This is a genomic window from Achromobacter sp. CF-sbj1-Ac2-l (genome assembly GCF_052698165.1).
In genome coordinates this window covers 2,481,461-2,506,609 of record NZ_CP199855.1, presented here as the reverse complement: position 1 = coordinate 2,506,609, position 25,149 = coordinate 2,481,461, and the positions used below count along the sequence as shown (strand labels likewise).

24 protein-coding genes are annotated in these 25,149 nt (G+C 66.8%); 8 read left to right on the top strand and 16 right to left on the bottom strand.

What is annotated here, in order from left to right; all coding sequences use genetic code 11:
• Positions 1-20 precede the first annotated feature (20 nt).
• From ACUDCK_RS11435 to fliR, 8 genes are all read left to right on the top strand, one after another.
• Positions 21-1,376 carry a flagellar hook-length control protein FliK gene (locus tag ACUDCK_RS11435; protein ID WP_144658142.1) on the top strand — a complete coding sequence of 452 codons (1,356 nt, stop codon included), beginning with the start codon at positions 21-23 and terminating at the stop codon, positions 1,374-1,376.
• Positions 1,377-1,546: 170 nt separating this feature from the next.
• Positions 1,547-2,155, top strand: coding sequence for a flagellar basal body-associated FliL family protein (locus ACUDCK_RS11430; protein ID WP_035360305.1), 609 nt, complete (start codon positions 1,547-1,549; stop codon positions 2,153-2,155).
• 2 nt (positions 2,156-2,157) lie between these two features.
• Positions 2,158-3,165: a flagellar motor switch protein FliM gene (fliM, locus tag ACUDCK_RS11425; protein WP_006394458.1), complete on the top strand. Its 1,008-nt coding sequence runs from the start codon at positions 2,158-2,160 to the stop codon at positions 3,163-3,165.
• Entirely contained in the window at positions 3,158-3,718 is a 561-nt protein-coding gene (gene fliN, locus ACUDCK_RS11420) for a flagellar motor switch protein FliN (protein WP_144658143.1), read from the top strand. The genes fliM and fliN overlap by 8 nt, the downstream gene beginning before the upstream one ends.
• Before the next feature lie 13 nt (positions 3,719-3,731).
• Entirely contained in the window at positions 3,732-4,055 is a 324-nt protein-coding gene (fliO, locus tag ACUDCK_RS11415; RefSeq protein ID WP_116793262.1) for a flagellar biosynthetic protein FliO, read from the top strand.
• A 22-nt stretch (positions 4,056-4,077) separates the two neighbouring features.
• Positions 4,078-4,860 carry a flagellar type III secretion system pore protein FliP gene (gene fliP / locus ACUDCK_RS11410; protein WP_020927351.1) on the top strand — a complete coding sequence of 261 codons (783 nt, stop codon included), beginning with the start codon at positions 4,078-4,080 and terminating at the stop codon, positions 4,858-4,860.
• Between the two features lie 9 nt (positions 4,861-4,869).
• Entirely contained in the window at positions 4,870-5,139 is a 270-nt protein-coding gene (gene fliQ, locus ACUDCK_RS11405; RefSeq protein ID WP_025138879.1) for a flagellar biosynthesis protein FliQ, read from the top strand.
• A gap of 31 nt (positions 5,140-5,170) precedes the next feature.
• Positions 5,171-5,959, top strand: a complete 789-nt coding sequence (fliR, locus tag ACUDCK_RS11400) for a flagellar biosynthetic protein FliR (protein WP_054502848.1) — start codon at positions 5,171-5,173, stop codon at positions 5,957-5,959.
• A gap of 91 nt (positions 5,960-6,050) precedes the next feature.
• Here fliR and ACUDCK_RS11395 read toward each other — a convergent pair whose 3' ends face one another.
• The 16 genes from ACUDCK_RS11395 to flgB all read right to left on the bottom strand — a co-directional run bounded on the left by ACUDCK_RS11395 (position 6,051) and on the right by flgB (position 25,071).
• Positions 6,051-7,646, bottom strand: coding sequence for a methyl-accepting chemotaxis protein (locus ACUDCK_RS11395; RefSeq protein WP_054502849.1), 1,596 nt, complete (start codon positions 7,644-7,646; stop codon positions 6,051-6,053).
• Between the two features lie 316 nt (positions 7,647-7,962).
• The gene (locus ACUDCK_RS11390; RefSeq protein ID WP_175167455.1) at positions 7,963-9,693 is read right to left on the bottom strand and encodes a methyl-accepting chemotaxis protein; all 1,731 of its coding nucleotides are present in this window, start codon (positions 9,691-9,693) and stop codon (positions 7,963-7,965) included.
• A gap of 138 nt (positions 9,694-9,831) precedes the next feature.
• Positions 9,832-10,305, bottom strand: coding sequence for a hypothetical protein (locus ACUDCK_RS11385; RefSeq protein WP_054504566.1), 474 nt, complete (start codon positions 10,303-10,305; stop codon positions 9,832-9,834).
• A gap of 29 nt (positions 10,306-10,334) precedes the next feature.
• Entirely contained in the window at positions 10,335-12,227 is a 1,893-nt protein-coding gene (locus tag ACUDCK_RS11380; RefSeq protein ID WP_175167456.1) for a methyl-accepting chemotaxis protein, read from the bottom strand.
• Between the two features lie 114 nt (positions 12,228-12,341).
• Complete coding sequence (locus ACUDCK_RS11375; RefSeq protein WP_175167457.1) at positions 12,342-14,252, bottom strand: methyl-accepting chemotaxis protein; 1,911 nt, start codon at positions 14,250-14,252, stop codon at positions 12,342-12,344.
• A gap of 143 nt (positions 14,253-14,395) precedes the next feature.
• The gene (gene flgL / locus ACUDCK_RS11370; protein WP_054504532.1) at positions 14,396-15,655 is read right to left on the bottom strand and encodes a flagellar hook-associated protein FlgL; all 1,260 of its coding nucleotides are present in this window, start codon (positions 15,653-15,655) and stop codon (positions 14,396-14,398) included.
• A gap of 48 nt (positions 15,656-15,703) precedes the next feature.
• Entirely contained in the window at positions 15,704-17,380 is a 1,677-nt protein-coding gene (gene flgK / locus ACUDCK_RS11365) for a flagellar hook-associated protein FlgK (protein ID WP_175167458.1), read from the bottom strand.
• A gap of 73 nt (positions 17,381-17,453) precedes the next feature.
• Positions 17,454-18,437 (bottom strand): flagellar assembly peptidoglycan hydrolase FlgJ, encoded by a 984-nt coding sequence (flgJ, locus tag ACUDCK_RS11360; RefSeq protein WP_054504534.1) that lies wholly within the window; start codon positions 18,435-18,437, stop codon positions 17,454-17,456.
• Positions 18,438-18,442: 5 nt separating this feature from the next.
• A complete protein-coding gene (locus ACUDCK_RS11355) occupies positions 18,443-19,579 on the bottom strand; it encodes a flagellar basal body P-ring protein FlgI (protein ID WP_054504535.1) in 1,137 nt (378 codons plus the stop codon).
• 2 nt (positions 19,580-19,581) lie between these two features.
• Positions 19,582-20,274: a flagellar basal body L-ring protein FlgH gene (locus ACUDCK_RS11350; protein ID WP_054504536.1), complete on the bottom strand. Its 693-nt coding sequence runs from the start codon at positions 20,272-20,274 to the stop codon at positions 19,582-19,584.
• Complete coding sequence (gene flgG, locus ACUDCK_RS11345) at positions 20,274-21,059, bottom strand: flagellar basal-body rod protein FlgG (RefSeq protein WP_006385244.1); 786 nt, start codon at positions 21,057-21,059, stop codon at positions 20,274-20,276. Before flgG ends, ACUDCK_RS11350 begins: the two co-directional genes overlap by 1 nt.
• Before the next feature lie 69 nt (positions 21,060-21,128).
• On the bottom strand, positions 21,129-21,890 hold the full coding sequence (locus ACUDCK_RS11340) for a flagellar basal body rod protein FlgF (protein WP_054504537.1): 762 nt from the start codon (positions 21,888-21,890) through the stop codon (positions 21,129-21,131).
• 38 nt (positions 21,891-21,928) lie between these two features.
• On the bottom strand, positions 21,929-23,398 hold the full coding sequence (locus ACUDCK_RS11335) for a flagellar hook-basal body complex protein (RefSeq protein WP_054504538.1): 1,470 nt from the start codon (positions 23,396-23,398) through the stop codon (positions 21,929-21,931).
• A 70-nt stretch (positions 23,399-23,468) separates the two neighbouring features.
• On the bottom strand, positions 23,469-24,164 hold the full coding sequence (locus ACUDCK_RS11330; RefSeq protein ID WP_054504539.1) for a FlgD immunoglobulin-like domain containing protein: 696 nt from the start codon (positions 24,162-24,164) through the stop codon (positions 23,469-23,471).
• Positions 24,165-24,221: 57 nt separating this feature from the next.
• On the bottom strand, positions 24,222-24,641 hold the full coding sequence (gene flgC, locus ACUDCK_RS11325; RefSeq protein WP_054504540.1) for a flagellar basal body rod protein FlgC: 420 nt from the start codon (positions 24,639-24,641) through the stop codon (positions 24,222-24,224).
• Positions 24,642-24,663: 22 nt separating this feature from the next.
• Positions 24,664-25,071, bottom strand: a complete 408-nt coding sequence (flgB, locus tag ACUDCK_RS11320) for a flagellar basal body rod protein FlgB (RefSeq protein ID WP_006394438.1) — start codon at positions 25,069-25,071, stop codon at positions 24,664-24,666.
• Between the last annotated feature and the right edge of the window lie 78 nt (positions 25,072-25,149).

Here is a 25,149-nt window from a genome sequence, read left to right as displayed (position 1 = left end):
TTGCCCACAGGAAGCCCGCCATGACCGCTCCCCTGCCCACCCCCGCCATCGCGCCCGCCGCGCCGGTCTCGATCGCCGACACCCTCGGCGCCAAGGCCGCGCCGGCCACAGCCAAGAAAGGTCCGTCCTTCTCGGACGTGCTGGCCCAGCAACGCCCCAATCCGTCCGCCGACGCGCGTCCCGCCGCCAACGGCGGCGCCAAGACGCCGGCCAGCGGCAAGAGTTCGGGTGGCGCCGCCGGCAACGCCGAGGATGCCGCCGCGCAGGCCATCGACAATGCCGTGCAGACTGCCGCCCAGGCCGAAGCGGGCGCGCTTGCCGTCGCCGCGCAGCAGCCGGCGGCGCCGGTGCTGCCGCAGCAGGCCCTGGAGATTGCCGCCCAGGCCGCCGAACAGACGCAGTTGGCGCGCGGCACCGCCCAGGCCGCCGCCACGGCCATCAGCGCTGGCGCCGCCGTGGTGCAGGCCGCCCTGACCGCCAACGATGCGATCGCCACGCCGCGCGCGCCGGTGCCCGCCACCGCGCAACAGGCCGAAGCCGCCGCCGCCCTGGCCAGCCGCGATGCCCAGGCCGCCCTGCCGGTGGTCACCGCCGCGGCCAAGCCCGGCTCCGCCCCGGTCGCCGAGATCGCCGCCAAGGCCGCGCCCGCCGGCGAATTGCCGCGCCCCGCGCCCGAACCCGCGCAGCCCCGCGCAGCCGACGTGCGCGTGGCCGCCGAACCGACGCCGGCCGCCCCCCACCATGTGCGCGCCGAAGAGGAATCCGACGCGCCGGTGCTCAGCACCGCGCAGCAGTTCCAGGTTCCGCAGCACGCCGCCAACGCCCAGGATCACCTGGCCCAGGCCATCGCCGCCGCCTCGCAGCGCCAGCAACCCGCGCCCATCGCCAACCCCGCCAGCATCGCCGTGCCCAACGTGCCGGTCGTGCTGCAGGTCGCCACCCCCGTGGGCGGCACCCACTGGGGCACCGAACTGGGCCAGCAGATGGTCGTCATGAGCAACAACGTGCGCCAGGGCACCCAGACCGCCGAACTGCGCCTGGATCCGCCCGATCTCGGCCCGCTGCGCGTCAGCATCAACCTGGCCGACGGAGTGGCCAGCGCGTCGTTCGTCTCGGCTCACGCCTCGGTGCGCCAGGCCATCGAAACCGCCATCCCGCAGTTGCAGCAGGCGCTGGCCCAGGCCGGCATCTCGCTGGGCCAGACCAGCGTCGGCGAACAGGCCGCGCAACAGGAATTCGCGCAGCAGAACGGCGGCGGTTCCCAGCGCCAGGGTGGCGGCAACGGCGCTGCCGTGGCCGACGGCGCGATCGATGGCCAGCCGGTCGCCGTGACGGCTTCGCGCAACGCCAATGCGCTGGTCGACACCTTCGCGTAACAATCGCGCGGCCCGCGGCCGGCAACGGTTGCGGGCGGTGCAGCAATAGCTTGAGATACACGGCTTTCGCCCTGTTTTTCGCCTCCAAGCCGGGGGCGCATTTCGGGCAGAATGCTTTCATCCACTAAGAATCCGTTTTCATCAGCGGCAAAACACGCATCGACACCGAGATGGCGACTTCCAAACCCACAACCATGCCGCCACGCGGCGCGCTTCCGACACGCTCCGGCGGCATTGGCCGAATCCTTCGTCCGTTGCTCATGATATTGGTGCTGTTGCTGGTGGCGGCCGCGAGTGCGGGCGCGACCTGGTTCGTCGCGCAGCGCATGCAGCCGCAAGGCGGCGCGCCGGTGCAGTTGGGCGTCGGTCAGACCGGCGGCCAGCCGGGCCAGCCCGGCGCCGCGGGTCCGCAAGCCACGCCGACCACCTTCGTCGCCCCGCCCACCACTCCGGCCGCGGTGCCCGCGCCGATCTTCGTGCCGATCGAGGCCTTCACCGTCACGCTGCAGAACGCCGACACCGAACGCATCATGCACGTCGGCCTGACCCTGCGCGTCAGCGACGAACAGACCCGTATCCGTCTCGAAAAGTACATGCCTGAAGTGCGCAGCCGCATCCTGATGGTGCTGTCTTCGCAATCGCCCACCGGCGTGCAGACGCAACAGGGCAAGACCGACATGGCCAACGCCATCAAGCAAGCCGTCAACCGCCCGTTCGCGCCCCTGCCGGACGGCCAGTATGTCACCGACGTACTGTATACGGCGTTCGTGGTGCAATAAGCATGGCCTACGAGGCGTTTCTTTCGCAGGACGAAGTCGACGCGCTGCTGGCCGGCGTCACGGGCGAGAGCGACAGCAAAAAGGAATCCGCGGGCCCCAACGACGGCGCCCGTGCCTATGACCTGAGCTCGCCCGACCGCGTGGTGCGCCGGCGCATGCAGACGCTGGAACTCATCAACGAACGCTTTGCGCGCCAGATGCGCAGCGTGTTGCTGAACTTCATGCGCCGCAGCGCGGACATCACCGTCGGTTCCATCAAGATCCAGAAGTACGCGGACTTCGAGCGCAACCTGCCCGTGCCCAGCAACCTGAACATGGTGCAGATGAAACCGCTGCGCGGCACGGCCCTGTTCACCTACGACCCGAACCTGGTGTTCCTGGTCATCGACAGCCTGTTCGGCGGCGATGGCCGCTATCACACGCGCGTCGAGGGCCGGGACTTCACCACCACCGAACAGCGCATCATCCGGCGCCTGCTCAACCTGACCCTGGAGAGCTACGGCAAGTCCTGGGACCCCGTCTATCCGATCGAGTTCGACTACGTCCGCTCGGAGATGCACACCAAGTTCGCCAGCATCACCGGCAACAATGAAGTGGTGGTCGTCACCTCGTTCCACATCGAATTCGGCGCGACCGGCGGCGACCTGAACATCTGCCTGCCCTACTCCATGATCGAACCCGTGCGCGACCTGCTCACGCGACCGCTGCAGGAAACCACGCTGGAAGAAGTGGACCAGCGCTGGTCGCAACAGCTTTCGCGCCAGGTGCGCAGCGCCGACATCGACGTGGTCGCCGAATTCGCGCGCATTCCGTCCAATATCCGCGAACTGATGCGCATGAAGGTTGGCGACATCCTGCCCGTGGATGTGCCGCAGACCGTCATTGCCCATGTCGACGGCGTGCCGCTGATGGAATGCGGTTACGGCGTCTTTAACGGCCAGTACGCCCTGCGCGTGCAGAACATGTTTACCTACGATACCGAATCTAACGAGGCCCCCGACCATGACTGACAAGAACGAGCCCGGCTCCGGCTCGTCCCCGGCCGACGACTGGGCCGACGCGCTCGCCGAACAATCCCGCGCCAATCCGCCCACCCAGGCGGATGGCCTGAAGCCCGCTCAGGACGACTGGGCCGCCGCCATGGCCGAGCAGACCGCGGCCACGCCGCCGGCCGCTGCCGCCACCCCGGCGCCTGCCCCGGCAGCGCCCGCCACGCCCGCCCCGGCCGCGCCCGCCGCCCAATCGGCCGCGCAGTCGGTGTTCAAGCCGCTGGCCGGTGCCGCATCGGGCGCCGGCACCGATATCGACCTGATCATGGACGTGCCCGTCCAACTGACGGTCGAGCTGGGCCGCACCCGCCTGACCATCAAGAACCTGCTGCAACTGGGCCAAGGCTCGGTGGTCGAGCTGGACGGCCTGGCCGGCGAGCCGATGGACATCTTCGTCAACGGCTACCTGATCGCCCAGGGCGAAGTGGTGGTGGTGGAAGACAAGTACGGCATCCGCCTGACCGACATCATCACCCCGTCCGAACGCATCAACCGCCTCAACAACCGCCGTTGAAGCCACGCCCGTGATGAACGATTCCGCCCTGCTGCGCGTCATCATCGGCCTGGTGCTGGTGCTGGCGGCCATCCTGGCCGCGGCCTGGCTGGCGCGCCGCGCCGGCCTGACGCAGCGCGGCGGCGGTAACCTGCTCAAGCAGGTCGCCAGCCTGCCGATCGGCGCGCGGCAGAGCATCGTCGTCGTCGAGATCGAGAACACCTGGGTGGTCGTGGGCGTCAGCCCCGGCCAGCTCAACACCCTGCATACCCTGCCCGCCGGCGAACTGCCGCAAGCCGCGACCTTGCCCGCCGCCGCCTTCGCGGCCAAGCTGGGCCAGGCGCTCAAGCGCCGCTAGCCGGCGCGCGCATTTCCACACCATGAGCTTGCCCAACTCCCCTCGCGCCCGCCGCGGTGCGCTCCCCCTGCTGGGCGCCGCCGCCCTGCTGGGCCTGGCCCTGTTCCCCGCCGGCGTGGTGGCGCAGGCGACCCTGCCGGCCCTGACCGCGACGCCGGGCCCGGGCGGTTCCGAAACCTATTCGCTCAGCATGCAGACGCTGCTGCTGATGACATCGCTGTCGTTCCTGCCGGCGGCGCTGCTGATGATGACCGGCTTCACCCGCATCATCATCGTGCTGGGCCTGCTGCGCAGCGCCATGGGCACCGCGATGTCGCCGCCCAACCATGTTCTGATCGGGCTGGCGCTGTTCCTGACCTTCTACACAATGTCGCCGGTGTTCGACAAGATCTACACCGACGCCTACAAACCGCTGTCCGAGGGCTCGATCCAGTTCGAGGCCGCGGTCGAGCGCGCCGCCGGCCCGCTGCGCACCTTCATGCTGCACCAGACCCGCGAGAACGACCTGGCGCTGTTCGCCAACCTGGCCAAGCAGCCGGCGCTGGAGGATCCGTCGCAGGTGCCGCTGCGCATCCTGGTGCCGGCATTCATCACCAGCGAGCTCAAGACCGCGTTCCAGATCGGCTTCACCATCTTCATCCCGTTCCTCATCATCGACCTGGTGGTCGCCAGCGTGCTGATGGCCCTGGGCATGATGATGGTGCCGCCCGTGACCGTGGCGCTGCCGTTCAAGCTGATGCTGTTCGTGCTGGCCGACGGCTGGAACCTGCTGATGGGCTCGCTGGCCCAGAGCTTCTATCAATAGGGAATCGCCATGACCGCCGAAACCGTCATGACCATGACCTACCAGGCGATGAAAGTCGCGCTGGCGATGGCCGGCCCGCTGCTGATCATCACCCTGATCGTGGGCCTGGTGATCAGCATCTTCCAGGCCGCCACGCAGATCAACGAAATGACGTTGTCGTTCATCCCCAAGCTGCTAGCCATGTGCGGCGTGCTGGTGCTGCTGGGCCCCTGGCTGATCGGCATCATGGTCGACTACATCCGCCAGCTCATCGGCCAGATCCCCGGCCTGGTGTCGTAGCGGCGCGCCGCCGGCCCCGGGACGCGTCGCCATGTTCTCCTTCACCATCGAGCAGCTCAATGGCTGGATCGGCCAGTTCCTCTGGCCGTTCGTGCGCATCCTGGCGCTGGTGGGCACCGCTCCCCTCTTCTCCGAATCGATCATCCCGGTCAAGGTCAAGATCGGCCTGGCCTTCGTGCTGGCGGTCGCCGTCAGCCCGGCGCTCGACCCCGCGCCCCCCATCGCGCCGGGCTCGTTCGCCGGCCTCTGGATGGTGATGCAGCAAGTGCTGATCGGCATCGCCATGGGCTTTTCCATGCGCCTGGTGTTCGCGGCGGTGCAAACCGCCGGCGAATTCGTCGGCCTGCAGATGGGCCTGTCGTTCGCCTCGTTCTTCGATCCCAGCACCGGCGCCAACACGGCGGTGCTGTCGCGCCTGTTCAACATCGTGGCGATGCTGACGTTCCTGGCCCTGGACGGCCACCTGCTGGTGCTGGCGGCCCTGGTGCGCTCGTTCGACACCCTGCCGGTGGCGGCGATCCAGTTGCACCAGAACGGCTGGGGCGTGGTGGTGGAATGGGGCAAGACCGTGTTCGTGTCGGGCCTGCTGCTGGCCCTGCCGCTGATCTGCGCGCTGCTGACCATCAACCTGGCCATGGGCATCCTGAACCGCGCCGCGCCACAACTGTCGGTGTTCTCGGTGGGTTTTCCGGTCAGCCTGATCGTGGGCGTGGTGCTGCTGACCGTGGTGCTGCCCAATTCCGGCCCGTTCCTGGAATCGCTGTTCGAATCCGGCCTGTCGGCGATGAGCCGCGTGACGGACGCGCTGGCGGGCAGATAGCGCCACGACCGACGCCGCCGGCTTTGCCACGCGCAACGCGCCATGAAAAAGCCGGCCCGAAGGCCGGCTTTTTCATGCGTCTTTCGCAGACCTACTGCTGTCCGGTCAGGCGGAAAACCCGGATGGTCTCGCGCAAGGTGCCGGACTGGTTGCCCAACTGCAGCACGGCGCCGCCCAGCTCCTGCACCAGCGCGGTGTTCTGCACCGTCATCACGTCCATCTGCGATACCGCGCTATCAACCTGCTCGATGCCGCTGGACTGTTCCTGGGACGCCTGCGAGATCTCGCCGATGATGTCGGTGACGCGATGCACCGCCGCCACGATCTCTTCCATCGTCGCGCCGGCCTGCTCGGCCTGGGCCGAGCCTTCGGTCACGCGCTCGACCGAATCCTCGATCAGGCCCTTGATCTCCTTGGCGGCCTGGGCGCTCTTTTGCGCCAGGCTGCGCACTTCGCCGGCCACCACCGCGAAGCCCTTGCCGGACTCGCCGGCGCGGGCCGCTTCGACCGCCGCGTTCAGCGCCAGGATGTTGGTCTGAAAGGCAATGCCCTCGATGATGCTGACGATGTCGACGATCTTGCGCGAGCTGTCGGAAATGCCATGCATGGTGCTGACCACCTGGCCCACCGCGACACCGCCGCGACGCGCCACGTCCATGCTGCTGGCCGCGAGCTGGTTGGCCTGGCGGGCGTTGTCGGCGTTCTGGCGCACGGTCGAGGTCAACTGCTCCATGCTCGCCGCGGTCTGCTGCAACGAGGCGGCCTGCCCCTCGGTGCGTCCGGCCAGTTCCTGGTTGCCGCGGGCAATGTGCACCGCGGCCTGAGTCGTGCCCTCGATGCCGCGGTACACGTCCTGCGCGATGCCGATCAAACTCTTGCGCATGACCTCGAGCGAGAACTTCAGGCTGCCGATCTCGTCATCGGAGTCGGCCACGATCTGGGTGGTCAGGTTGCCGGCGGCGACCTGGCGCGCCATGTTGGCGGCGTCGACCATCGGATCCAGCAGCGAACGGCTCAGGCTCCAGCCCAGGCCGAAGATTCCGGCCACGCCCAACGCCAGCAGGCCACAGGCCAGGCCGGCGCCGGCGGCATCCAGCGAGGCCCAGTTGGCGTTCAGGCCATAGGCGCCGGCCGCCACCACGATGCCCGACGACAGCAGCGCGTGCCGGAACATGCGGCTGCGCACGTTGCGCTTGAACGGGAAGGCCAGCAAGTCCAGGCTGCGGCGCCAGCCGGCGCGCACCGGCCGGCCCCGCACGATGCGCACGCCGCGGGCGCGGCCTTCGCGGATGCGTTCGTACAGCGCCTCGGCCATCTCGATCTGTTCGTCGCTCGGCCGCACGCGCACCGACGAATACGCCACCACTTCGCCGTTCTCGACGATCGGCGTGGCATTGGCGAGCACCCAGTAGTAGCCGCCGTCCTTGCGGCGGTTCTTGACCAGGCCGAGCCAGGACTCGCCGGCTTCGAGCGTCTGCCACAGGTCGGCATAGGCTTCCGGCGGCATGTCGGGATGGCGCACAATGTTGTGCGCCTTGCCGATCAGTTCCTCGCGGGAGAATCCGCTGACTTCGATAAATGCCGGATTCGCGTAGAGGATGCGGCCCTTGGTATCGGTACGCGAGATCAGGTATTGATCCTCTCGCAGCTTGGTTTCCACGTCATTGACAGGAAGGTTTACGCGCACAGCTTGTCTCCGGTTGCATCATGGTGCAGCGAACGATCCGCGAAGGTCGACCCGGACCGGGTGCCCCGCCGCACCGCGTCCGCGCCGTGCCCCGGGGGCTGCGCATGCCGATGCGCGGCGCGACCTGGGCCGGTTCACTGCCCTTGTCCTGGGCGTTATGACCATGAACGGCAATATTTTCGAAAACTTAAGCTGTTCATGACAAAAATCAGACCCACATAAGACATTCGACCCGGCGGCCGCGAACGGGCGCCGGGTCGGCGGAAGCCGCGGCCAACAGGCCGGGCTTCGCATTGCGGGGCTCGCGCCCCGATGATCAGTCCTGCGTCAGCGTCGGCGCCTGGTAGCCGCCCAGTTGCTGGGCCGGCACTTCAATCACTTCGCCCGCGTTGATCTTGAACACGGCCACCGCTTCGGCCAGCCGGTGCGCCTGTTCCTGCAGCGAGCCGGCCGCGGCGGCCGCTTCTTCCACCAGCGCCGCGTTCTGCTGCGTCACCTCGTCCATCTGCGACACCGCGCGATTGACCTGGTCGATGCCGCTGGACTGCTCCTCGGACGCCGCCGAGATCTCGCCCATGATGTCCGTCACGCGCTTGACCGACGCCACGATCTCCTGCATCGTCGCGCCCGCCCGTTCGACCTGCTGCGAACCCGCGCCAACCTTGGTCACCGAGTCCTCGATCAGGCCCTTGATTTCCTTGGCCGCCTGCGCGCTGCGCTGCGCTAGCGAGCGCACTTCGCCCGCCACCACCGCGAAGCCCTTGCCCTGCTCGCCGGCACGGGCCGCTTCCACCGCCGCGTTCAGCGCCAGGATGTTGGTCTGGAAGGCGATGCCGTCGATCACCGACACGATCTCGGAGATCTTGCGCGAGCTGGCCGAGATGCCCTGCATCGTGTTGACCACTTCGGCCACCGCCGAACCGCCGCGCTCGGCCACGTCCGACGCGCTGGCCGCCAACTGGTTGGCCTGGCGCGCGTTGTCGGCGTTCTGCTTGACCGTCGAGGCAAGCTCTTCCATCGAAGCGGCGGTCTCTTCCAGCGAAGCCGCCTGCTCTTCCGTGCGGCTGGACAGGTCGGTGTTGCCGGCCGAGATCTCGCGCGAACCCACCGTGATTTCATCGACGCCGCGGCGCACCGTGGCCACCGTGCGCGTCAGGCTTTCCTGCATGCGCTTGAGCGCGGCGAACAACTGGCCGATTTCGTTGTGCGAACGCACTTCGACGCGGCTGGTCAGGTCGCCGGCGGCGATCTTGTCGAAATGCTGGCCGGCCTCGACCAGCGGACGGACCACCAGGCGGCCGAACAGCACGCGGCAGAACACCATCAGGGCCAGCGCCAACGCCACCGCGACGGCAACGGCCACCATGGCGCGGTTGAAGTTGTCCTCGGCCTGCTGGATCGTGGCTTCCTGCTGGTCGGCAATGTACTTGCTGAATTCGCCGATGGCCTCGATGAAGGCGGCGCTGCGCGGCGTGCCGTATTCATTGTTGACCATGTAGAAGGTCGAGTAGTCCTCGCTGCGCAGCGCTTCCACCATGGTGTCGACGCCGTCATCGATATACGAACGGTAGCGGCGCACCAGGTTCATCGATAGCTGGCGGCCGGTGTCATCCTGAAGCATGTTCTTCTGGAAGTCGGCGAAGCGGCTGCGCACGCCGGTCAGCAGATCGGTGGCGCCCTTGAGCGCCGCGGCCGCGTCGCGCGCCGAGTTCTCGCCGCTGCCCCAGCCCGACTCCTGCAGGTGGCGGGCCGCGACCATCAGGCTGACGCGGGCGCGCAGCATGTCGCTGTTGATCACATCCACTTGCTTGGAGCGCTCGGTCAGCGCATTGACCTCGCGGATGGACTCGTAGTTATGCTGCAGGAAGAAGGCGGCCAGGCCGCCCACCGCCGCGATCAGCACCGCGAAGAATGCCATGACCCACAGCAGCATCGTGCCGACGCGTGCGTCGCGCAGTCTCAGCTTGCGTTTCACCTTGGGCGCACGCGAGGCCTTTTTCTTACCGACCTTGCCTGACTTCGCTCCGGATTCCAGACTCGCTTCCATATTCTTTCCCCATCCCTCAGGTACAGCTCTGACCAAATGAAAAACCACCCTGGCGTGCCTTCCTGGCGGAAGTGGCACGCATCAGGGCGACGTACGCGGCGGCCTCCGGGGCCGGCACGCTCTCCGCGAAAACGGGACCTAACGGCCCTGGCGCATCGGCTCGGGCGACACGACGGCCGGCCCCGGTATGACGATGGTTTCCACCTGGACCTCCGGCGCGGGCTGCTGCGCCCATTCCTGACTGACGTCAGGCACAGGCGCGGGGCCCAGCAACTTCTGGCGTTCCCAGGGTTCCAGCAGAATATTGGTGCTGTCCACGAGGCGCATCAGGCGGCCGTCGGGGCCGAACTGCAGCAGCGCTTCCTTGCGGCTGTACAAGCCGTCCGGGACAAACGTGATCTTGAAGGACCAGAGGGCGAGGAAGGTGCCGTCGGTCTGCTTGTAGAACTTGTCGGGCGGGGCGGTGAGCGCCCGCGAGGCTTCTTCCAGCGTCGTCTGCCCCGGCGTCAGGGTCGACAGCTTGCCGGGGTCGAAATTGTGGCCCGTCGCCGAGCAGCCGACGATCAATGCCGTGATCGCCGCTGCCGCCAGAAGATGTAGATAGCCTCGCATACCTGCCCATTTACCGGTCATTGCCGGCGTCAAAAAGATTCCCAGTCATCGTCTGCCGGCGCCTGGCGGCGGGTCGCCGCCGGCGTCGCCGGTTTGGCGTCGTTTGCCGCGGTCGTGGCCGTGCCGGCGCGCGGCGCCGGACGGCGCAGCGGACGCGCCGCGCTCGCCGCCTCCGCCCCGGACGCCGGCTTGGCGCGGGGCGCGGTGTGCGTCAGGCGGACAGCCGGCGCGGCCTGGCGCGGCGCCGGCTCGACGGGCGCCGCAGCTTTCTGTTGCGCGGGCGCCGTTTCCTCGACCGTCGGCGCAACCACGCGCGGGGCGCTGCGCTGCTGCGCCAACTGGCGCGCCGGCACCTCGATCACGTCGCCGGCGTTGATCTTGAACACGGCCACCGCTTCGGCCAGGCGCTGCGCCTGTTCCTGCAGCGAGCCGGCCGCGGCCGCCGCTTCTTCCACCAGCGCCGCGTTCTGCTGCGTCACCTCGTCCATCTGCGAAACCGCGCGATTGACCTGGTCGATGCCGCTGGACTGCTCCTCGGAGGCCGCCGAGATCTCGCCCATGATGTCCGTCACGCGCTTGACCGACGCCACGATCTCCTGCATCGTCGCGCCCGCCCGCTCAACCTGCTCGGAACCCGCGCCGACCTTGCTCACCGAGTCCTCGATCAGGCCCTTGATTTCCTTGGCCGCCTGCGCGCTGCGCTGCGCCAGCGAGCGCACTTCGCCCGCCACCACCGCGAAGCCCTTGCCCTGCTCGCCGGCACGGGCCGCTTCCACCGCCGCGTTCAGCGCCAGGATGTTGGTCTGGAAGGCGATGCCGTCGATCACCGACACGATTTCCGAGATCTTGCGCGAGCTGGCCGAGATGCCCTGCATCGTGTTGACCACTTCGGCCACCGCCGAACCGCCGCGCTCGGCCACGTCCGACGCGCTGGCCGCCAACTGGTTGGCCTGGCGCGCGTTGTCGGCGTTCTGCTTGACCGTCGAGGCAAGCTCTTCCATCGAAGCGGCGGTCTCTTCCAGCGAAGCCGCCTGCTCTTCCGTGCGGCTGGACAGGTCGGTGTTGCCGGCCGAGATCTCGCGCGAGCCAACGTTGATCTCGTCGACGCCACGGCGCACGGTCGACACCGTGCGCGCCAGGCTTTCCTGCATGCGCTTGACCGCCGCCATCAGGGCACCGATCTCGTTAGTCGATTGCACCTCGACGCGAGTGGTCAGGTCGCCGCCGGCGATCCGGTCAAAGCTCTCGCCGACAGCCCGCAGCGGCCGCAGCACGACGCGGTTCATGAACAGGAAGGCGCCCAGCGACACGGCCAGGATTACCAGGACCAGCGCGAGGTAGACATACGCCATGACCGCGCCCTCCGAGCGCGACGCCGCCACCCGCTCTTCGCTATAGGTGGTGATCGCGGTCGCGAATTCGGTCAACTGCTTGGAAAACGCGCCGCTGGCCGCGGCGGTCTTGGTGTTCTTCAGGTTCAGGTATTCGGCGTTGTCCCCCCGGTCCAGCGCGCCCAGCATGGCCTGCAGGCCTTCGGCAAAGCCGTTGAACGAGGCCAGCAGTTGGCCTTCGGCGGCGCGGCCGATATCGGTGGTCTTTGGAATCGCCTTGAACTTCTCGAGCTTGGCCTTGCCGTCGGTCAGCAACTGCTGGACGATGCGGGTGTTCTCGGCCGCGCCCGCCTTGTCGCCGGCGGCGCGCTGGGCCGCGGCGATGTCCGCGCGGATGGTGGCGCGCAGCATCTGCACATAAGAGTCCTTGACCAGATTGCTCTGCTGGACGCTCAGGCTATCCAAAGCGTTGATCGCTTCGGCGTTGGATCGCATGCTGTTCCAACCCAGGGCGATGGCAACCAGCGCGGCCACGGCGACTGCCAATTGGGCAAGCATCAAACCCGTGCGCACCTTCAGATTGCTTAACATTTTCCGATATTTCCGGTAACCGCCGAGGCGACATGTTGACGTCGCCCCGTCGTAAAAGGGATGTGTTTTCTACTACCTATTCAATGCAACAAAAAACCTTGGCCGAACACGCCGTCAGAAGGATTCCCAATCGTCATCCGCCGGCGGCGCTCGGCGCGAGGATGCCGGGACCGGCTTGACCGCCTTGACGTCGGTGGCGTCGCTGGTCTTGACGACCGGGCGTCGCAGCGGCCGCGCCGCGGTGGCGCCGCTATTCGGGGTGGGCCGGGCGCGGGCCGGCTGGGCCAGGCGCGGCGCCGGCGCGGCGGCGGGCTTGGCCGCACGCTGGGCCGGTTCAGCCGCCGCTTCCGGCCTCGCGGTCGGCGCAGCCACGGCCGGAGCCGCTGCCGCAGGCGCGTTTTCTTCCTTCGGCGCCGACACACGCGGGGCGCTGTGCTGCTGCGCCAACTGGCGCGCCGGCACCTCGATCACGTCGCCAGCGTTGATCTTGAACACGGCCACCGCCTCGGCCAGGCGCTGCGCCTGTTCCTGCAGCGAGCCGGCCGCGGCCGCCGCTTCTTCCACCAGCGCCGCGTTCTGTTGCGTCACTTCGTCCATCTGCGACACCGCGCGGTTCACCTGGTCGATGCCGCTGGACTGCTCCTCGGACGCCGCCGAGATCTCGCCCATGATGTCCGTCACGCGCTTGACCGACGCCACGATCTCCTGCATCGTCGCGCCCGCCCGTTCGACCTGCTGCGAACCCGCGCCAACCTTGCTCACCGAGTCCTCGATCAGGCCCTTGATTTCCTTGGCCGCCTGCGCGCTGCGCTGCGCCAGCGAGCGCACTTCGCCCGCCACCACCGCAAAGCCCTTGCCCTGCTCGCCGGCACGGGCCGCTTCCACCGCCGCGTTCAGCGCCAGGATGTTGGTCTGGAAGGCGATGCCGTCGATCACCGACACGATCTCGGAGATCTTGCGCGAACTGGCCGAGATGCCCTGCATCGTGTTGACCACTTCGGCCACCGCCGAACCGCCGCGCTCGGCCACGTCCGACGCGCTGGCCGCCAACTGGTTGGCCTGGCGCGCGTTGTCGGCGTTCTGCTTGACCGTCGAGGCCAACTGCTCCATCGAGGCCGCGGTCTCTTCCAGCGAGGCCGCCTGCTGTTCGGTGCGGCTGGACAGGTCGGTGTTGCCGGCCGAGATCTCGCGCGAGCCGACGTTGATCTCGTCAACGCCACGGCGCACCGTGGCCACCGTGCGCGTCAGGCTCTCCTGCATGCGCTTGACGGCGCCGAACATCTGGCCGATCTCGTTGGTGCTGCGCACATCGATGCGGCCGGTGAAATCGCCGCCGGCAATCTTCTCGAAATGATCACCCGCCTCGTGCAAGGGGCGCAGCACCGTGCGATTGATGAAGATCCAACAGCCGATCGCCAGCAGCGCCGCGATAACGAGCAGCGCGATCGTGACACTGCGCGAGATGTTGTGGTCCACCTGGGCTTGCGCCGCCAACTCATCGGTGCGTTTGTCGACGAAGTCCAGGTACTTTTCGACGGCTTCGCGGAACTTGGTGTTGACGTTGCTGGCGGCGTCGTTGAGATTCAGGTAATCCTGGATCGCCATGTTCGCCAGGGCCTTGGCCTGGCCCTTGAGCACTGCGTCGTATTCCTTGAGCGCGACGTCGACCGCCTGCCCCAGGGCTTCCGTGCCCGGCAACTGGGGCGCCTTGCGGAACTCGTCCATCATCTTGAAGGCATCCTGCATCAGGCCTTCGGAACGCTTGGCCTGGGCGGTCGCCTGTTCGGTCTTGCCCTGCTGCATGTCCATCAACGAGGTGGACAACAGCAGGCGCGCGCGCAGGAAGACGGTATAGGCACGAGTCAGCGGCACCGCCTGGTCGGTGTAGGCCGCGTTGATCTGGTCCAGCTTGTCATTGCTGGAATTCAATCCCATCCAGGCCACGCCATTGGATGCGAACATGGCACCCGTGAAGAGCAACAGCACCAGGATGATGCAGGTGCGAACTTTCAAATTGACAAGCATGAAATATCCGAGCGTTAAGCGTGTGAAACGACAAAATTCCTACCCTGTACGCACACACGGACGCTCCGGCATACCACCGGAAGCGTCCGTAAGGGCGCAACATGCCGAGCCCGCCATCGGGCACGGCCTATGGACTCACCGCATTATTTGCGGCTGAAAAGACTCGACCCCTGGATCGTCATGAAGGCCGCCGACGCCGCCTGCAAAGCCACCTGCCGCAAGGCCAACTGGCTGGCGCCCGAGTAGTAGTCGAGGTCTTCGAGGTCGGACAGCGACTTCGAGTACGACAGGCCCTTCTGCGTACCGGTGGCGTCCAACGCCTCCAGTTCGTTCATGCGAGCGCCGACGGACGCGGCCACGGTCTGCACGTTGTCGTAGTTGGTCGACAGCTTCTTGTTCGCGGTGGCCAGCTCGTTGTTCAGCTTGGCCAGCGCCACGGGGTCGCCGGCGATCGGCGAGTCCAGCGTCTTGATAAGGCTGTCCAGGGTGTTGAATATGTCGACGTCGGCGGACTGCACGCTTTGCACGTCGATCACGTCGCCGTTTTGCGGCGTTCCCTTGACCACGACCGAGACACCGCCGAAGTCGATCGATGCATCCGGCGTGTACGCGGTCGGGGCGGCCGGCGGCGCGGGCGTGGTAACCGGCGGCACCGGCGGATTGGCGTTGGGATCGGTCGTGATGACGCGATAGCCCATGTTGCCCGTGGCCGGATCCGACTCGAACTGCAGGCTGAAATTCTTGCCGATGTTGGGGCTGCCCGGCGTCACCGACACGGTGCTGAACTGCGCGGTGCCCGTGTTGTGCGCGGCGGCCGTGCTGACGTAGGCCTGCGAACCCGGATTGGCGCGATTGAAGATGTCGCTGCCGATGTCGCTGGTGGACATCTGGCGCGACTGGTCGACCTGCACTGTGCGCTCGCCGGTGGCGCCGCTGTAGACGATCTTGCCAGTGGCGTCCTGGGCGTAGGGGATGACGCCGCCCTGGTAGCCGGAGAACAGGTACTGGCCATTGCCATCGGTGCTGTTGGCCAGGCCCAGCAATGCGTCGCGGGCATTTTTCAGCGCGGTGGACAAGGCCTGGCGATCGCTGTCGGCGAAGGTGCCGTTACCGGCCTGCACCACGCGGGTGCGCACGTCGGCCAGCGCCGTCGTGATCGAATCCAGGACGTTGTTTTCCTGGGACAGGTTGGTCTTGGCGGTGTTGCGGTTGAGCTGGTACGTCGCGTTCATGCTCTGCGTCTGCGCCACGTTGATCGACAACGAGGCGGCCAGCGGATCATCCGCCGGCGTCAGGAACTTCTTGCCGCTGCCGACCTGTTCGACCAGGCGGTTCATGTCGGATTCCTGAGCGAGGACGCCCTTGAGTCCGTTCGAGTACATCATGGAGGTGCTCAGGCGCATGGGGATACTCCGAATTTGTCTTGATGGGTCACGATGTCAACGATCCGATCAGCCGCGCAGGCCCAGCAGCGTATCGAACAGCGTGCTGGCGACGTCGATGATGCGGGCGCTGGCCTGGTATTGCTCCTGGTAGAGCGACAGGCTCACGTATTCTTCGTTCAGGTTGACGCCCGACACCGCCTGCTGGGCCTCGAGCTTCTGGGCGACGAGGTTGGACTGGGCGGTGTTGGCCGACTTGATCTGCGCGGTCTGCACACCAACGGTGTTGACCACCTGCGAGAACATCTCGTTGATGCTCATCGTGCCGTGGCCCAGCACCTTCTTGGTCTGCAGTTGCGCCAGCGCCAGTGCGTTCTTGCCGTTGGCGTCGCCACCGGCAGCGTCTGCCGCGGCGACCTTTTCCGGATCGGTGATCAACACGTTGATGTCACGGGCGGCGTCGCGCGTGGGCGACAGCGACCACTTGTCGCCGGCTTGCGGCGGCGAGTCGATCGTCAGCGTGACGCCCATTTCAGCGCTCAGGTCCAGCGTGGCGGTGGGCGGGGTGCCGGTTGCCGGGCCGTTGTACACCTGGGTGCCTTCGGGCAGGCGCGTCACGCGGTAGTTGGCGCCGTCGAAGCTGATTTCGTAGTCTTTGGCATTGATGTTGTTCACGTCGGTGAACGTGCCGCTGATCTGCGCGCCGCTCTTGTTGGCGGCGTTCGGCACGCCTTGCGGCGAGCCGATGCTGAAGAAGTCCGTGCCCGGGTTGCCGGCGGTGTCCAGGCCCTGGCGGTGCTGCTCGTTGAACGACATCGCCAGGCCGACGGCCATCTGGCCCAACTGGGCCTGCATGACGTCCAGCGACGAGGCGCGGAACTGCAGCAGGCCGCCCAGCTTGCCGCCGGTGACGTCGGCGTCGTTCAGCTCGACCGACACGGTCTTGCCGCCCGAACCGGCCGGCAGCGTGTAAGCGATGACGGTGCGGCTGACGTCCTTGGACGACGCCACGGCCTGCAGCGGATAGATGGTGTTGCCCGACAGCAGCGCCTGGCCGCCCGAGGCCAGCGAGATGTTGAGCTTGTCGCCCTGCTCGTAGGTCGTGATGCCGACGAGCTGGTTCAGTTCCGACACGGCCTGGTCGCGCTGGTCCAGCAGGTCGTTGGGCGGATTGCCGCCAGCCTTGGCGCGGGCGGTGGAAATCTGGTTGTTCAGGTCGTCGATGCGGGTCAGGTAGCTGTTGACCTGGTCGACGGTGGTCGAGATCTGCGTGTTCAGGCCCAGGCGCTGGTTCTGCATTTCCTGGTAGGCCGAGCGGATCTGGGTGGTCAGGCTGTTGGCCTTGCCCAGCAAGTCCTGGCGCGCGGCGGGATCCGCCGGCTTGCTGGCCACGGTGTTCATGCTGGTGAAGAAATTCGACAGGCCCGGGGCGATGCCCACGGTGCGGTCGGCGAACAGGTTGTTGACCTGGGAAATCTGGTCGAACTGGGTCTGAAGCTGGGCGCTGCTGCCCTGCGCGCCGACGAGCTGCTTGTACAGGAAGCTGTCGTAGCTGCGCACCACGGTGTCCACCTGGACGCCGCGACCGATGAAGCCATTGCTGGTGGCCTGGGCGCCGGCGGTCGAGATCATGACGCGCTGGCGGTTGTAACCGACCGTGGTGGCATTGTTGATGTTGTGGCCGGTGGTTGCCAGGCCCGCCTGGGACGCGTTCAGCCCGCCCAATGCCAATTTGTACAGATTCATGCTGACAATGCCCCGTATGTAACCGCGACTGATATTTCTGGATACCCGATTAACGGCAGCAGGTAGTCCAAATTTAGAGTCCTTCCAACATCTGACGCGAAATATCGACCTTGGCGGCCGCGCCCCGCAACTGGCTCATGACGCCGATCAATTTCTGCGCGTACTGCGGGTCGGTGGCGTAGCCGGAACTCTGGATGCGGCGGGCCGCCTCGATTTCGTTGCGCGCCTGCGTCACGCTCTCGTAGCGCGGGCTGGTGCCGATCAGGCGGGCGTAGTCGGCGAACGATTCCTCGTAGGACGAGTAGGCCCGGAAGGGTTGCGTCACCTTTTTCGCCACGCCGCCTTCGTATTCGGTGGTCAGCACATTGACGACCTTGCCCTTCCAGCTCGGCCCCGCCTTGATGCCGAACAGGTTGTAGCTGGTGCGCCCGTCCTCGTGCTTGATCTCGCGCTGGCCCCAGCCGGACTCCAGGGCCGCCTGGCCCATGATGAGACGGGCCGGCACGCCGCTCTGCTGCGAGGCCAGGGTGGCCGCGCGCGACATCTTCGACACGAAATTGATGACGTGCTCGGGCGCGCCCTCGGCCGCCGCCAGGGCGCGGTCGCTGGCGCGGTTGTTGCGCATCACGTCCATCAGCGCCGACACCTGGCGCGAGCCGCCCGTCTGGAAATCCAGGTCGGTGCCCTGCCCCAGGCGTTGCACGGCCTCGGCCGGCAGGTCGCCGGGCTTGCCCTGCTGCATCTGCGCCAGGATCGATTGCGACAGGCCGATGCCCGGCGTGGCCAGGTGCAGCGCCAGTTGCTCGTCGGCCATGGATTGCAGCATCTGGGTCTGCTGCGAGTCGAACAGCCCTTCCTTGGGCGTCGCCTCGCGCATCCGCTTGAGCATCATCTGCAGGAACAGGGCCTCGAACTGCTTGGCCACCTGCTTCTGCTGCTCGGTGCCGGGATTGGCCGGGTCCTTGGTCACATCGCGCTTCAGATCCGACAGGCGACCCATGTCGAACACGGAATCCTGGCGACTGCCCAGGGCCGCGGAGGTGTTGGTGTAACCCATGGCGGTCAGATGATTTCCAGCTCGGCGCGCAGGGCGCCGGCGCTCTTCATGGCCTGCAGGATCGCCAGCAGGTCCTGCGGCGTGGCGCCCAGGGCGTTCAGGCCCTTGACCACGTCAGCCAGGTTGGCGCTGGTGCTCACGCGCTGCAGCGAACCGTTTTCCTGGCGCACCTCGATCTGGGTGTTGGGCACCACCACGGTCTGCCCCTCGGTGAACGGCGTATCCGGTTGCGACACCTGGTTCTGGCGGTTGATGATGACCGACAGGTTGCCGTGCGCCACGGCGGCTTCCTCGATCATGACCGTGCGGTTCATGACCACCGAGCCGGTGCGGGCGTTGATGATGACCTTGGCCACGGTCGGCGCGCGCGCCACCTGGAGGTCCTCGACCTGCGACAGGAAGCGCGCCTGCGCCGATTGTTCCATCGGGCTGCGCACCTGCACCACGCGGCCGTCAAGCGCCGTGGCCGTGCCCTGCCCGAACTTGCGGTTCAGCGCCGCCACCACGTTCTGGGCGGTGCCGAAGTCGGTGTTGTTCATTTCCAGGTAGATGTAACCGTCGCGGGCGAAGGTGGTCGGCACCCCGCGCTCGACGATGGCGCCGCCGCTGATGCGGCCGCCGTTGAGCTGGTTGATCTGCACGCTGGAACCGCCGGCCGAGGCGCCGGCGCCGCCGACCAGGATGTTGCCCTGGGCGATCGCATAGACCTGGCTGTCGGCGCCCTTGAGCGGCGTCATCAGCAGCGTGCCGCCGCGCAGGCTTTTGGCGTTGCCCATGGAGGACACCACCACGTCGAGCGTCTGGCCCGGACGGGCGAACGCCGGCAGGGTCGTGGTGACCATGACCGCCGCCACGTTCTTGAGCTGCATGTTGCTGCCGGCGGGAACGGTGATGCCCAGTTGCGACAGCATGTTGGTCAGGCTCTGCTGCGTGAACGGCGTCTGGCGCACCTGGTCACCGCTGCCGTCCAGACCCACCACCAGGCCATAGCCGATCAACTGGTTGCCACGCACACCCTGGATGGATGCCAGGTCCTTGAGCCGCTCGGCATGCGCCGCCGAGGCGCCGGCCAGCAGCCCCGCCGCGACACAGACACGCGCCAGCAGGGACAACATGGCGGAAATCGGAGTGGGTTGTTTCATGGTCAGAACGGCGAGGCGATCAGGAAGAAGCGTTGCAGCCAGCCCATGGTCTGGACCTCATCCATGACGCCCTTGCTGCGGTATTCGATGCGGGCGTCGGCCACCTGGGTGGACGACACGGTGTTCGTGCCGGTGATCGAGCGGGGATCGACCACCCCCGAGAAGCGCACGTACTCGCTGCCCCGGTTGATGGCGATCTGCTTTTCGCCGGCCACTTGCAGGTTGCCGTTGGACATCACCCCCACCACCGTGGTGGTGATGGTGCCGGTGAAGGCGTTGTTGGCCGTGCTGTCGCCCTTGCCCTGCGACACGTTGCCGCCCTTGGCGTCGGTGTTCAGGTTGGCATTGGCCCAGCTATCCATGAACGACGGCGCGGCGGCGATGCCCAGGCTGGCATTGCCGCTGCGGTTGGTGTTGGTCGCGACGTTCTTGGAGGCGTTGGTCTTCTCGTTCAGGACGATGGTGACGATGTCGCCGACGTTGCGCGGCCGGCGATCCTCGAACAGGGGGTAGTTGCCGTAAGTCGTCGGCTGGTAGATCGAGCCCGTGGGCTGCGCCGTGGGCATCGGCGGCGGCGGCGGCGCGGCCGTCGTCGGCCCCGTCACGATGGGCTCGGGCGGGATCATGGCGCAGCCGGCCACCAGCAACGCCAGGGCCGCACACGAAACCAGACGCAGGACAGACGACATAGGCATCACAGTTGAGTCAGGCGGGCCAGCATTTCGTCCGAGGTCTTGACGGCTTTGCTGTTCATTTCGTAGGCGCGCTGGGTCGTGATCATGTTGACCAGTTCCTCGGCCACGTTCACGTTGGAGGTCTCGACGTAGTTCTGCATGAACGTGCCGGCGCCGTCGACACCCGGCTGAAGCAGGTTCGCCGGACCGGAGGCATCGGTTTCCAGGTACAGGTTCTCGCCGACGCTCTGCAGGCCGGTCGGGTTGATGAAAGTGGCGATCTGCAACTGGCCGATCTGCACGTTGACGCCGGCCGCGCCGGGCTGCGTCACCGAGACGATGCCGTCCTTGCCGATGGAGATCGACAGGGCATTGTCGGGCACGTTCATGGGGGGCTGGATCACGTAGCCGCTGACCGTGGTCAACTGGCCGTTCTGGTCGCGTTGCAGCGCGCCGTCGCGGGTATAGGCCTGGGTGCCGTCCGGCAGTTCGACCTGCAGGAAGCCGCGGCCATTGATCGCCACGTCCAGCTCGCCGCCAGTGTTGTTCAGGCCGCCGGTGGTGTGGATGCGCTCGGTGGCGGCCACGCGGGCGCCGGTGCCCAACTGCAGGCCCGACGGCAACTGCGTGGCGTCGCCGACCTGGGCGCCGGGCTGGCGCAGGGTCTGGTACATCAGGTCCTGGAATACGGCGCGACCGCGTTTGAAGCCGTTGGTCGCGACGTTGGCCAAGTTGTTGGAAATCACGTCCATCGAGGTCTGTTGACCTTCCAGGCCCGTCTTGGCAATCCACAGCGAACGCATCATGATGAAGTACTCCTGGTGCGGCGGCCCGGCCGCGCGCGAAAATTATTGGGTTCGGATCGGCTGACCGGATCAGGAAACCGAGAGAATGCCGTTGGCGCGCTCGGCGTTGCGGTCCGCCTGCTGCACCACCTGCATCTGCTGCTCGAAGCGGCGGGCGTTCTCGATCATGCCCACCATCGCCGCCATGGGATTGGTGTTGCTGCCTTCCAGCACGCCGGACAACACCCGCAGGCTGGGATCAGCGGGGGCCGGCGGGGCCGGCTGGCCGTTGACCGGCGCCAGGCGGAACACGCCGTCGTCGCCGTGCACCAGTTGCGCTTCCGGCGGGTTGGCGAGCTTGATGCGACCCAGATTGAGGATGTTGTTGGGGGCATCGCCGGCGCCGATGGCGGTGATGGTGCCATCCGAGGTGATCGTCAGCGCCGCCTGGTCGGGCACGTCGATGATGCCGTTCTGGTCGGACATCACGGGCTGGCCCAGCGAGGTCTGCAGCAGGCCGTTGATGCCCACCTGCAGGCTACCGGCGCGGGTGTAGGCCTCGCCTTGCGGGGTCTGCACGGCGATCCAGCCGTTGGAACTGGCCAGGGCCACGTCCAGGTCGCGGCCCGTGGTCTGCATGTTGCCCATTTCAAAGTTGTTGCGGGGCGTCGACGCCACCGTCGAAACACGCGTCGGCAGGCTCACGCCGTCGTTCACCGGAACCGACCGGTACAACGCGATCTGCTCGCGAAAGCCCGGCGTGTTCACGTTGGCCATGTTGTTGGAGAGCGCGGCCTGGTGTTCCGTGATCCGCGCTGCGCCATTCATGGCGGTGTAGATGATTCGATCCATTGCCTATTCCGTCGATGTCGTCGCGTGCCCGTCAGCCATTACTTCAGGTTCATCAGGACTTGCATGATCTCGTCCTGCGTCTTGATGGTCTGCGAGTTGGCCTGGTAGGTGCGCTGGGCGATGATCATGTTGACCAGCTCCTTGCTCATGTCGACGTTCGAGGCTTCGGTCGCCTGGCCCACCACCTTGGACATGCCGTTGCTGCCCGGCTGGCCCAGGATCGGCTGGCCCGACGAGGCGGTTTCCTTCCAGGCGTTGTTGCCCACCGGCTGCAGGCCCTGGAGGTTGGCGAAGTCGGCCAGCACGATGGTGCCGACGATCGAGGTCTCGCCGTTGGTGTAGCTGGCCACCAGGCTGCCGTCGGCGCCAATGTTGATGCCGCGGAACTCGCCCGAGGTGTAGCCGTCCGGCTGGGCCTTGAGCGCATAGGCGCTGCCGTACTGCGTGGTGCCGGTGTAGTTCACGGCGACCGCCAGCGGATCGGCCGGGGTGGTGCCACCGCCCGGCGTCGCGAACGACAGGTTGACCGTGGCGGCGCTGGTCATCACGCCGGCCTTGTTGAACGTGAACTGGGTCGGGTTGCCCCACACGCCGGCCGCTTCGGTGGTCGGCGCCATGGCCTGGCCGTCGATCGTGTAGTAGACGTCGTAGACGCTGTTGCCGGCGGCATCGGCGGCGCGCTTGGCGAAGTACTGCATCACCTGGTGCGAGTTGCCCAGCGAGTCGTAGACCGTCATGGGCGAGGCGTTGGTGTAGCTGCCGGGAACCTTGGGGTCGAACGGCTTGCCGACTTCGGTCACGGCGGCCGTGTAGTCGACGAAGCCGGGGATGACGTTCAGGTTGCCGGCGGTGACCTGGCCGGTGCCGTCGATGGTGACGGTATTGGGCGCGGTGCCGTAGGTGGCCGCCGGCGGGTTGCCCGGGGTCCAGGTGATCGCGCCGCCGGGCGCCTTGGTGAAGGTGTAGGCGGTGCCGCCGAGCGTCACGGAGCCGGGCACGGCCGGCGAGGTCACGGTGTCGACCTGGTAGATGACCTTGGCGTTGGCGTCCAGGTTCGCCACGGTGGTCGCGGTGGAGGTGGCCTTGGGCGCCACGTTGGCGGTCGGCAACTGCAGCTCGACCGGGTTGGCGCCGATGCCGCCGTTGGGGTAGCCCGTCAGGCGATAGCCCTGCGCGTTGACGATGAAGTTGTTCTTGTCGACCAGGAACTCGCCGTTGCGGGTGTACATCACGGCGCCGCTCTGGTCGGTGACGCGGAACATGCCCTTGGCGCCATCGATGGCGATGTCATATTCGCCGCCGCCGCCGTTGACCGTGCCCACCGTGAAGCGCTGGGTGATCGCCGACACCTTGGTGCCCAGGCCGACGCGCGAGCTGGCGTAGACGTCCGCGAACGACGCGGTCGACGACTTGAAGCCGACGGTGCCCGAGTTGGCGATGTTGTTGCCGATGACGTCCAGGTTCTGCGCCGCGGCGTTCAGGCCGCTCAATCCTTGTCCGAAACCCATGTTTTCTCTCGCTAATCTTTAAGGGGGAAACCGCCGCCGTGGCGCCGGCTGATAATCAAACCGGCTGGCCTCAGCCGATCACCTTGCGCACATCCAGCATGCTGGTCTGGCCATCCAGGCCCATATCCAGACGCAGGCCGTTGGTGGAGTAAGCCACGCTCTTGACCTTGCCGTACTTCAGCACTTCGGCGGCCACCTTCTTGTCGTCGCCATCCGTGGCCAGGACGGACACGGTGTAGGCGCCCGCTTCCAGCGCCGCGCCGGCGTCGTTCTTGCCGTCCCAGTCCAGCGTGTACACGCCGGCCTTCTGCTCGCCCAGCTCGATGGTGCGCACGACCTGACCGTTGGCGTCGGAGATGCGCACCTGAACCTTGGCGGCATCCTTCTGCAGGTCGATGCCGTAGGGCGTGACCACGCGCTCGGAGGGATGCTCGGCATCCACGCCGACCTTGACGTTCGAACCGGGAACCAGCACGCCCTTGCCGATCATCGCGACCGCGTTCATGGACTGCGACACGTCGATCTGGCCGCTGATGGCCAGCATGGTGTTCTTGAGGTTGGTGATGCCTTCCACCGTGGAGATCTGCGCCAGCTGCGAGGTCAGCTCGGCGTTCTGCATCGGGTTCAGCGGATCCTGGTTCTTGAGCTGCGTGACCAGCAGCTTCAGGAACTGATCCTGCAGGCCCTGGGCGGTGCTGGTGCCGTTGGCGCCGCTTTGCGCCAGGCCCAGGCCGGTCTTGCTCGTGGATTGGTCGACGGTGGTCATGGTTTCACTTCTTCAAAAACTTCCGCGCGGGCGGCGCGGCGCGCGGAATCAGACGGGTCAGGATTGGCCGATGGTGAGGGTTTTCTGCATCAGGCTCTTGGCGGTGTTCAGCACCTCGACGTTGGCCTGGTACGAACGCGACGCCGCGATCATGTTGACGGTTTCGGCGACGGGATCGACGTTGGGCATGCTGACGTAGCCCTGCGCGTCGGCCATCGGATGCTTGGGGTCGTAGACCTGCTTGAGCGGGGACTGGTCCACCACCACCCCGGCCACGCGCACGCCACCGATCTCGCGGCCCTGCGCCTGGCCGGCCGGCGGGTTGACCTGGAACACCACCTGGCGGGCCCGGTACGGCTGGCCGTCGGGACCGACCACGCTGTCGGCGTTGGCCATGTTGCTGGCTGCCACGTTCATGCGCTGTGACTGCGCGCTCAGCGCCGAACCGGCGATATCGAAAATGCTCAACAAGGACATTGCCTGCGGTTCCCTATGAAAATCAATCCTGGATGGCGGCCATCATGGTCCGGATGCGACCCGACAGCAGTTGCATCGTGCTCTGGTAGTGCAAGGTGTTGTCGGCGAACTGGACCCGCTCGATGTCCATGTCGACCGTGTTGCCGTCCATGCTGGGCTGGTACGGCAGGCGATACAGCAGATCGGTCGGCCCCTGCGACACGGCCTTGGCCGGAATGTGGCGAGCCGACGTCAGGGTCAGCGAGGTGTCCGGCAGGCGCTTGGTGCCTTCCATGGCGTTCTGCATCGCCGTCTTGAAATCGAAGTCGCGCGCCTTGTAGTTGGGCGTGTCGGCATTGGCGATGTTCGAGGACAGCACTTCCTGGCGCTGCGCGCGCAGCCCCAGGGACTGCTGGAAGAAGCGGAAATCTTCGTTAAGCCGGTCTAGCATCGGATCGCCTTCAATACGGATGGAGTCCGGGACAGCGGACGCACCGTTATCCCATTGGATGACGGCATCATAGGGGCG

What these genes read in the sequence shown, in the direction of transcription:
- ACUDCK_RS11435 (WP_144658142.1), top strand. Translation starts at nt 21, where the DNA reads ATGACCGCTCCCCTGCCCACCCCCGCCATCGCGCCCGCCGCGCCGGTC.
- ACUDCK_RS11430 (WP_035360305.1), top strand. Translation starts at nt 1,547, where the DNA reads ATGGCGACTTCCAAACCCACAACCATGCCGCCACGCGGCGCGCTTCCG.
- fliM (WP_006394458.1), top strand. Translation starts at nt 2,158, where the DNA reads ATGGCCTACGAGGCGTTTCTTTCGCAGGACGAAGTCGACGCGCTGCTG.
- fliN (WP_144658143.1), top strand. Translation starts at nt 3,158, where the DNA reads ATGACTGACAAGAACGAGCCCGGCTCCGGCTCGTCCCCGGCCGACGAC.
- fliO (WP_116793262.1), top strand. Translation starts at nt 3,732, where the DNA reads ATGAACGATTCCGCCCTGCTGCGCGTCATCATCGGCCTGGTGCTGGTG.
- fliP (WP_020927351.1), top strand. Translation starts at nt 4,078, where the DNA reads ATGAGCTTGCCCAACTCCCCTCGCGCCCGCCGCGGTGCGCTCCCCCTG.
- fliQ (WP_025138879.1), top strand. Translation starts at nt 4,870, where the DNA reads ATGACCGCCGAAACCGTCATGACCATGACCTACCAGGCGATGAAAGTC.
- fliR (WP_054502848.1), top strand. Translation starts at nt 5,171, where the DNA reads ATGTTCTCCTTCACCATCGAGCAGCTCAATGGCTGGATCGGCCAGTTC.
- ACUDCK_RS11390 (WP_175167455.1), bottom strand. Translation starts at nt 9,693, where the DNA reads ATGGAAGCGAGTCTGGAATCCGGAGCGAAGTCAGGCAAGGTCGGTAAG.
- ACUDCK_RS11385 (WP_054504566.1), bottom strand. Translation starts at nt 10,305, where the DNA reads ATGCGAGGCTATCTACATCTTCTGGCGGCAGCGGCGATCACGGCATTG.
- ACUDCK_RS11380 (WP_175167456.1), bottom strand. Translation starts at nt 12,227, where the DNA reads ATGTTAAGCAATCTGAAGGTGCGCACGGGTTTGATGCTTGCCCAATTG.
- ACUDCK_RS11375 (WP_175167457.1), bottom strand. Translation starts at nt 14,252, where the DNA reads ATGCTTGTCAATTTGAAAGTTCGCACCTGCATCATCCTGGTGCTGTTG.
- flgL (WP_054504532.1), bottom strand. Translation starts at nt 15,655, where the DNA reads ATGCGCCTGAGCACCTCCATGATGTACTCGAACGGACTCAAGGGCGTC.
- flgK (WP_175167458.1), bottom strand. Translation starts at nt 17,380, where the DNA reads ATGAATCTGTACAAATTGGCATTGGGCGGGCTGAACGCGTCCCAGGCG.
- flgJ (WP_054504534.1), bottom strand. Translation starts at nt 18,437, where the DNA reads ATGGGTTACACCAACACCTCCGCGGCCCTGGGCAGTCGCCAGGATTCC.
- ACUDCK_RS11355 (WP_054504535.1), bottom strand. Translation starts at nt 19,579, where the DNA reads ATGAAACAACCCACTCCGATTTCCGCCATGTTGTCCCTGCTGGCGCGT.
- ACUDCK_RS11350 (WP_054504536.1), bottom strand. Translation starts at nt 20,274, where the DNA reads ATGCCTATGTCGTCTGTCCTGCGTCTGGTTTCGTGTGCGGCCCTGGCG.
- flgG (WP_006385244.1), bottom strand. Translation starts at nt 21,059, where the DNA reads ATGATGCGTTCGCTGTGGATTGCCAAGACGGGCCTGGAAGGTCAACAG.
- ACUDCK_RS11340 (WP_054504537.1), bottom strand. Translation starts at nt 21,890, where the DNA reads ATGGATCGAATCATCTACACCGCCATGAATGGCGCAGCGCGGATCACG.
- ACUDCK_RS11335 (WP_054504538.1), bottom strand. Translation starts at nt 23,398, where the DNA reads ATGGGTTTCGGACAAGGATTGAGCGGCCTGAACGCCGCGGCGCAGAAC.
- ACUDCK_RS11330 (WP_054504539.1), bottom strand. Translation starts at nt 24,164, where the DNA reads ATGACCACCGTCGACCAATCCACGAGCAAGACCGGCCTGGGCCTGGCG.
- flgC (WP_054504540.1), bottom strand. Translation starts at nt 24,641, where the DNA reads ATGTCCTTGTTGAGCATTTTCGATATCGCCGGTTCGGCGCTGAGCGCG.
- flgB (WP_006394438.1), bottom strand. Translation starts at nt 25,071, where the DNA reads ATGCTAGACCGGCTTAACGAAGATTTCCGCTTCTTCCAGCAGTCCCTG.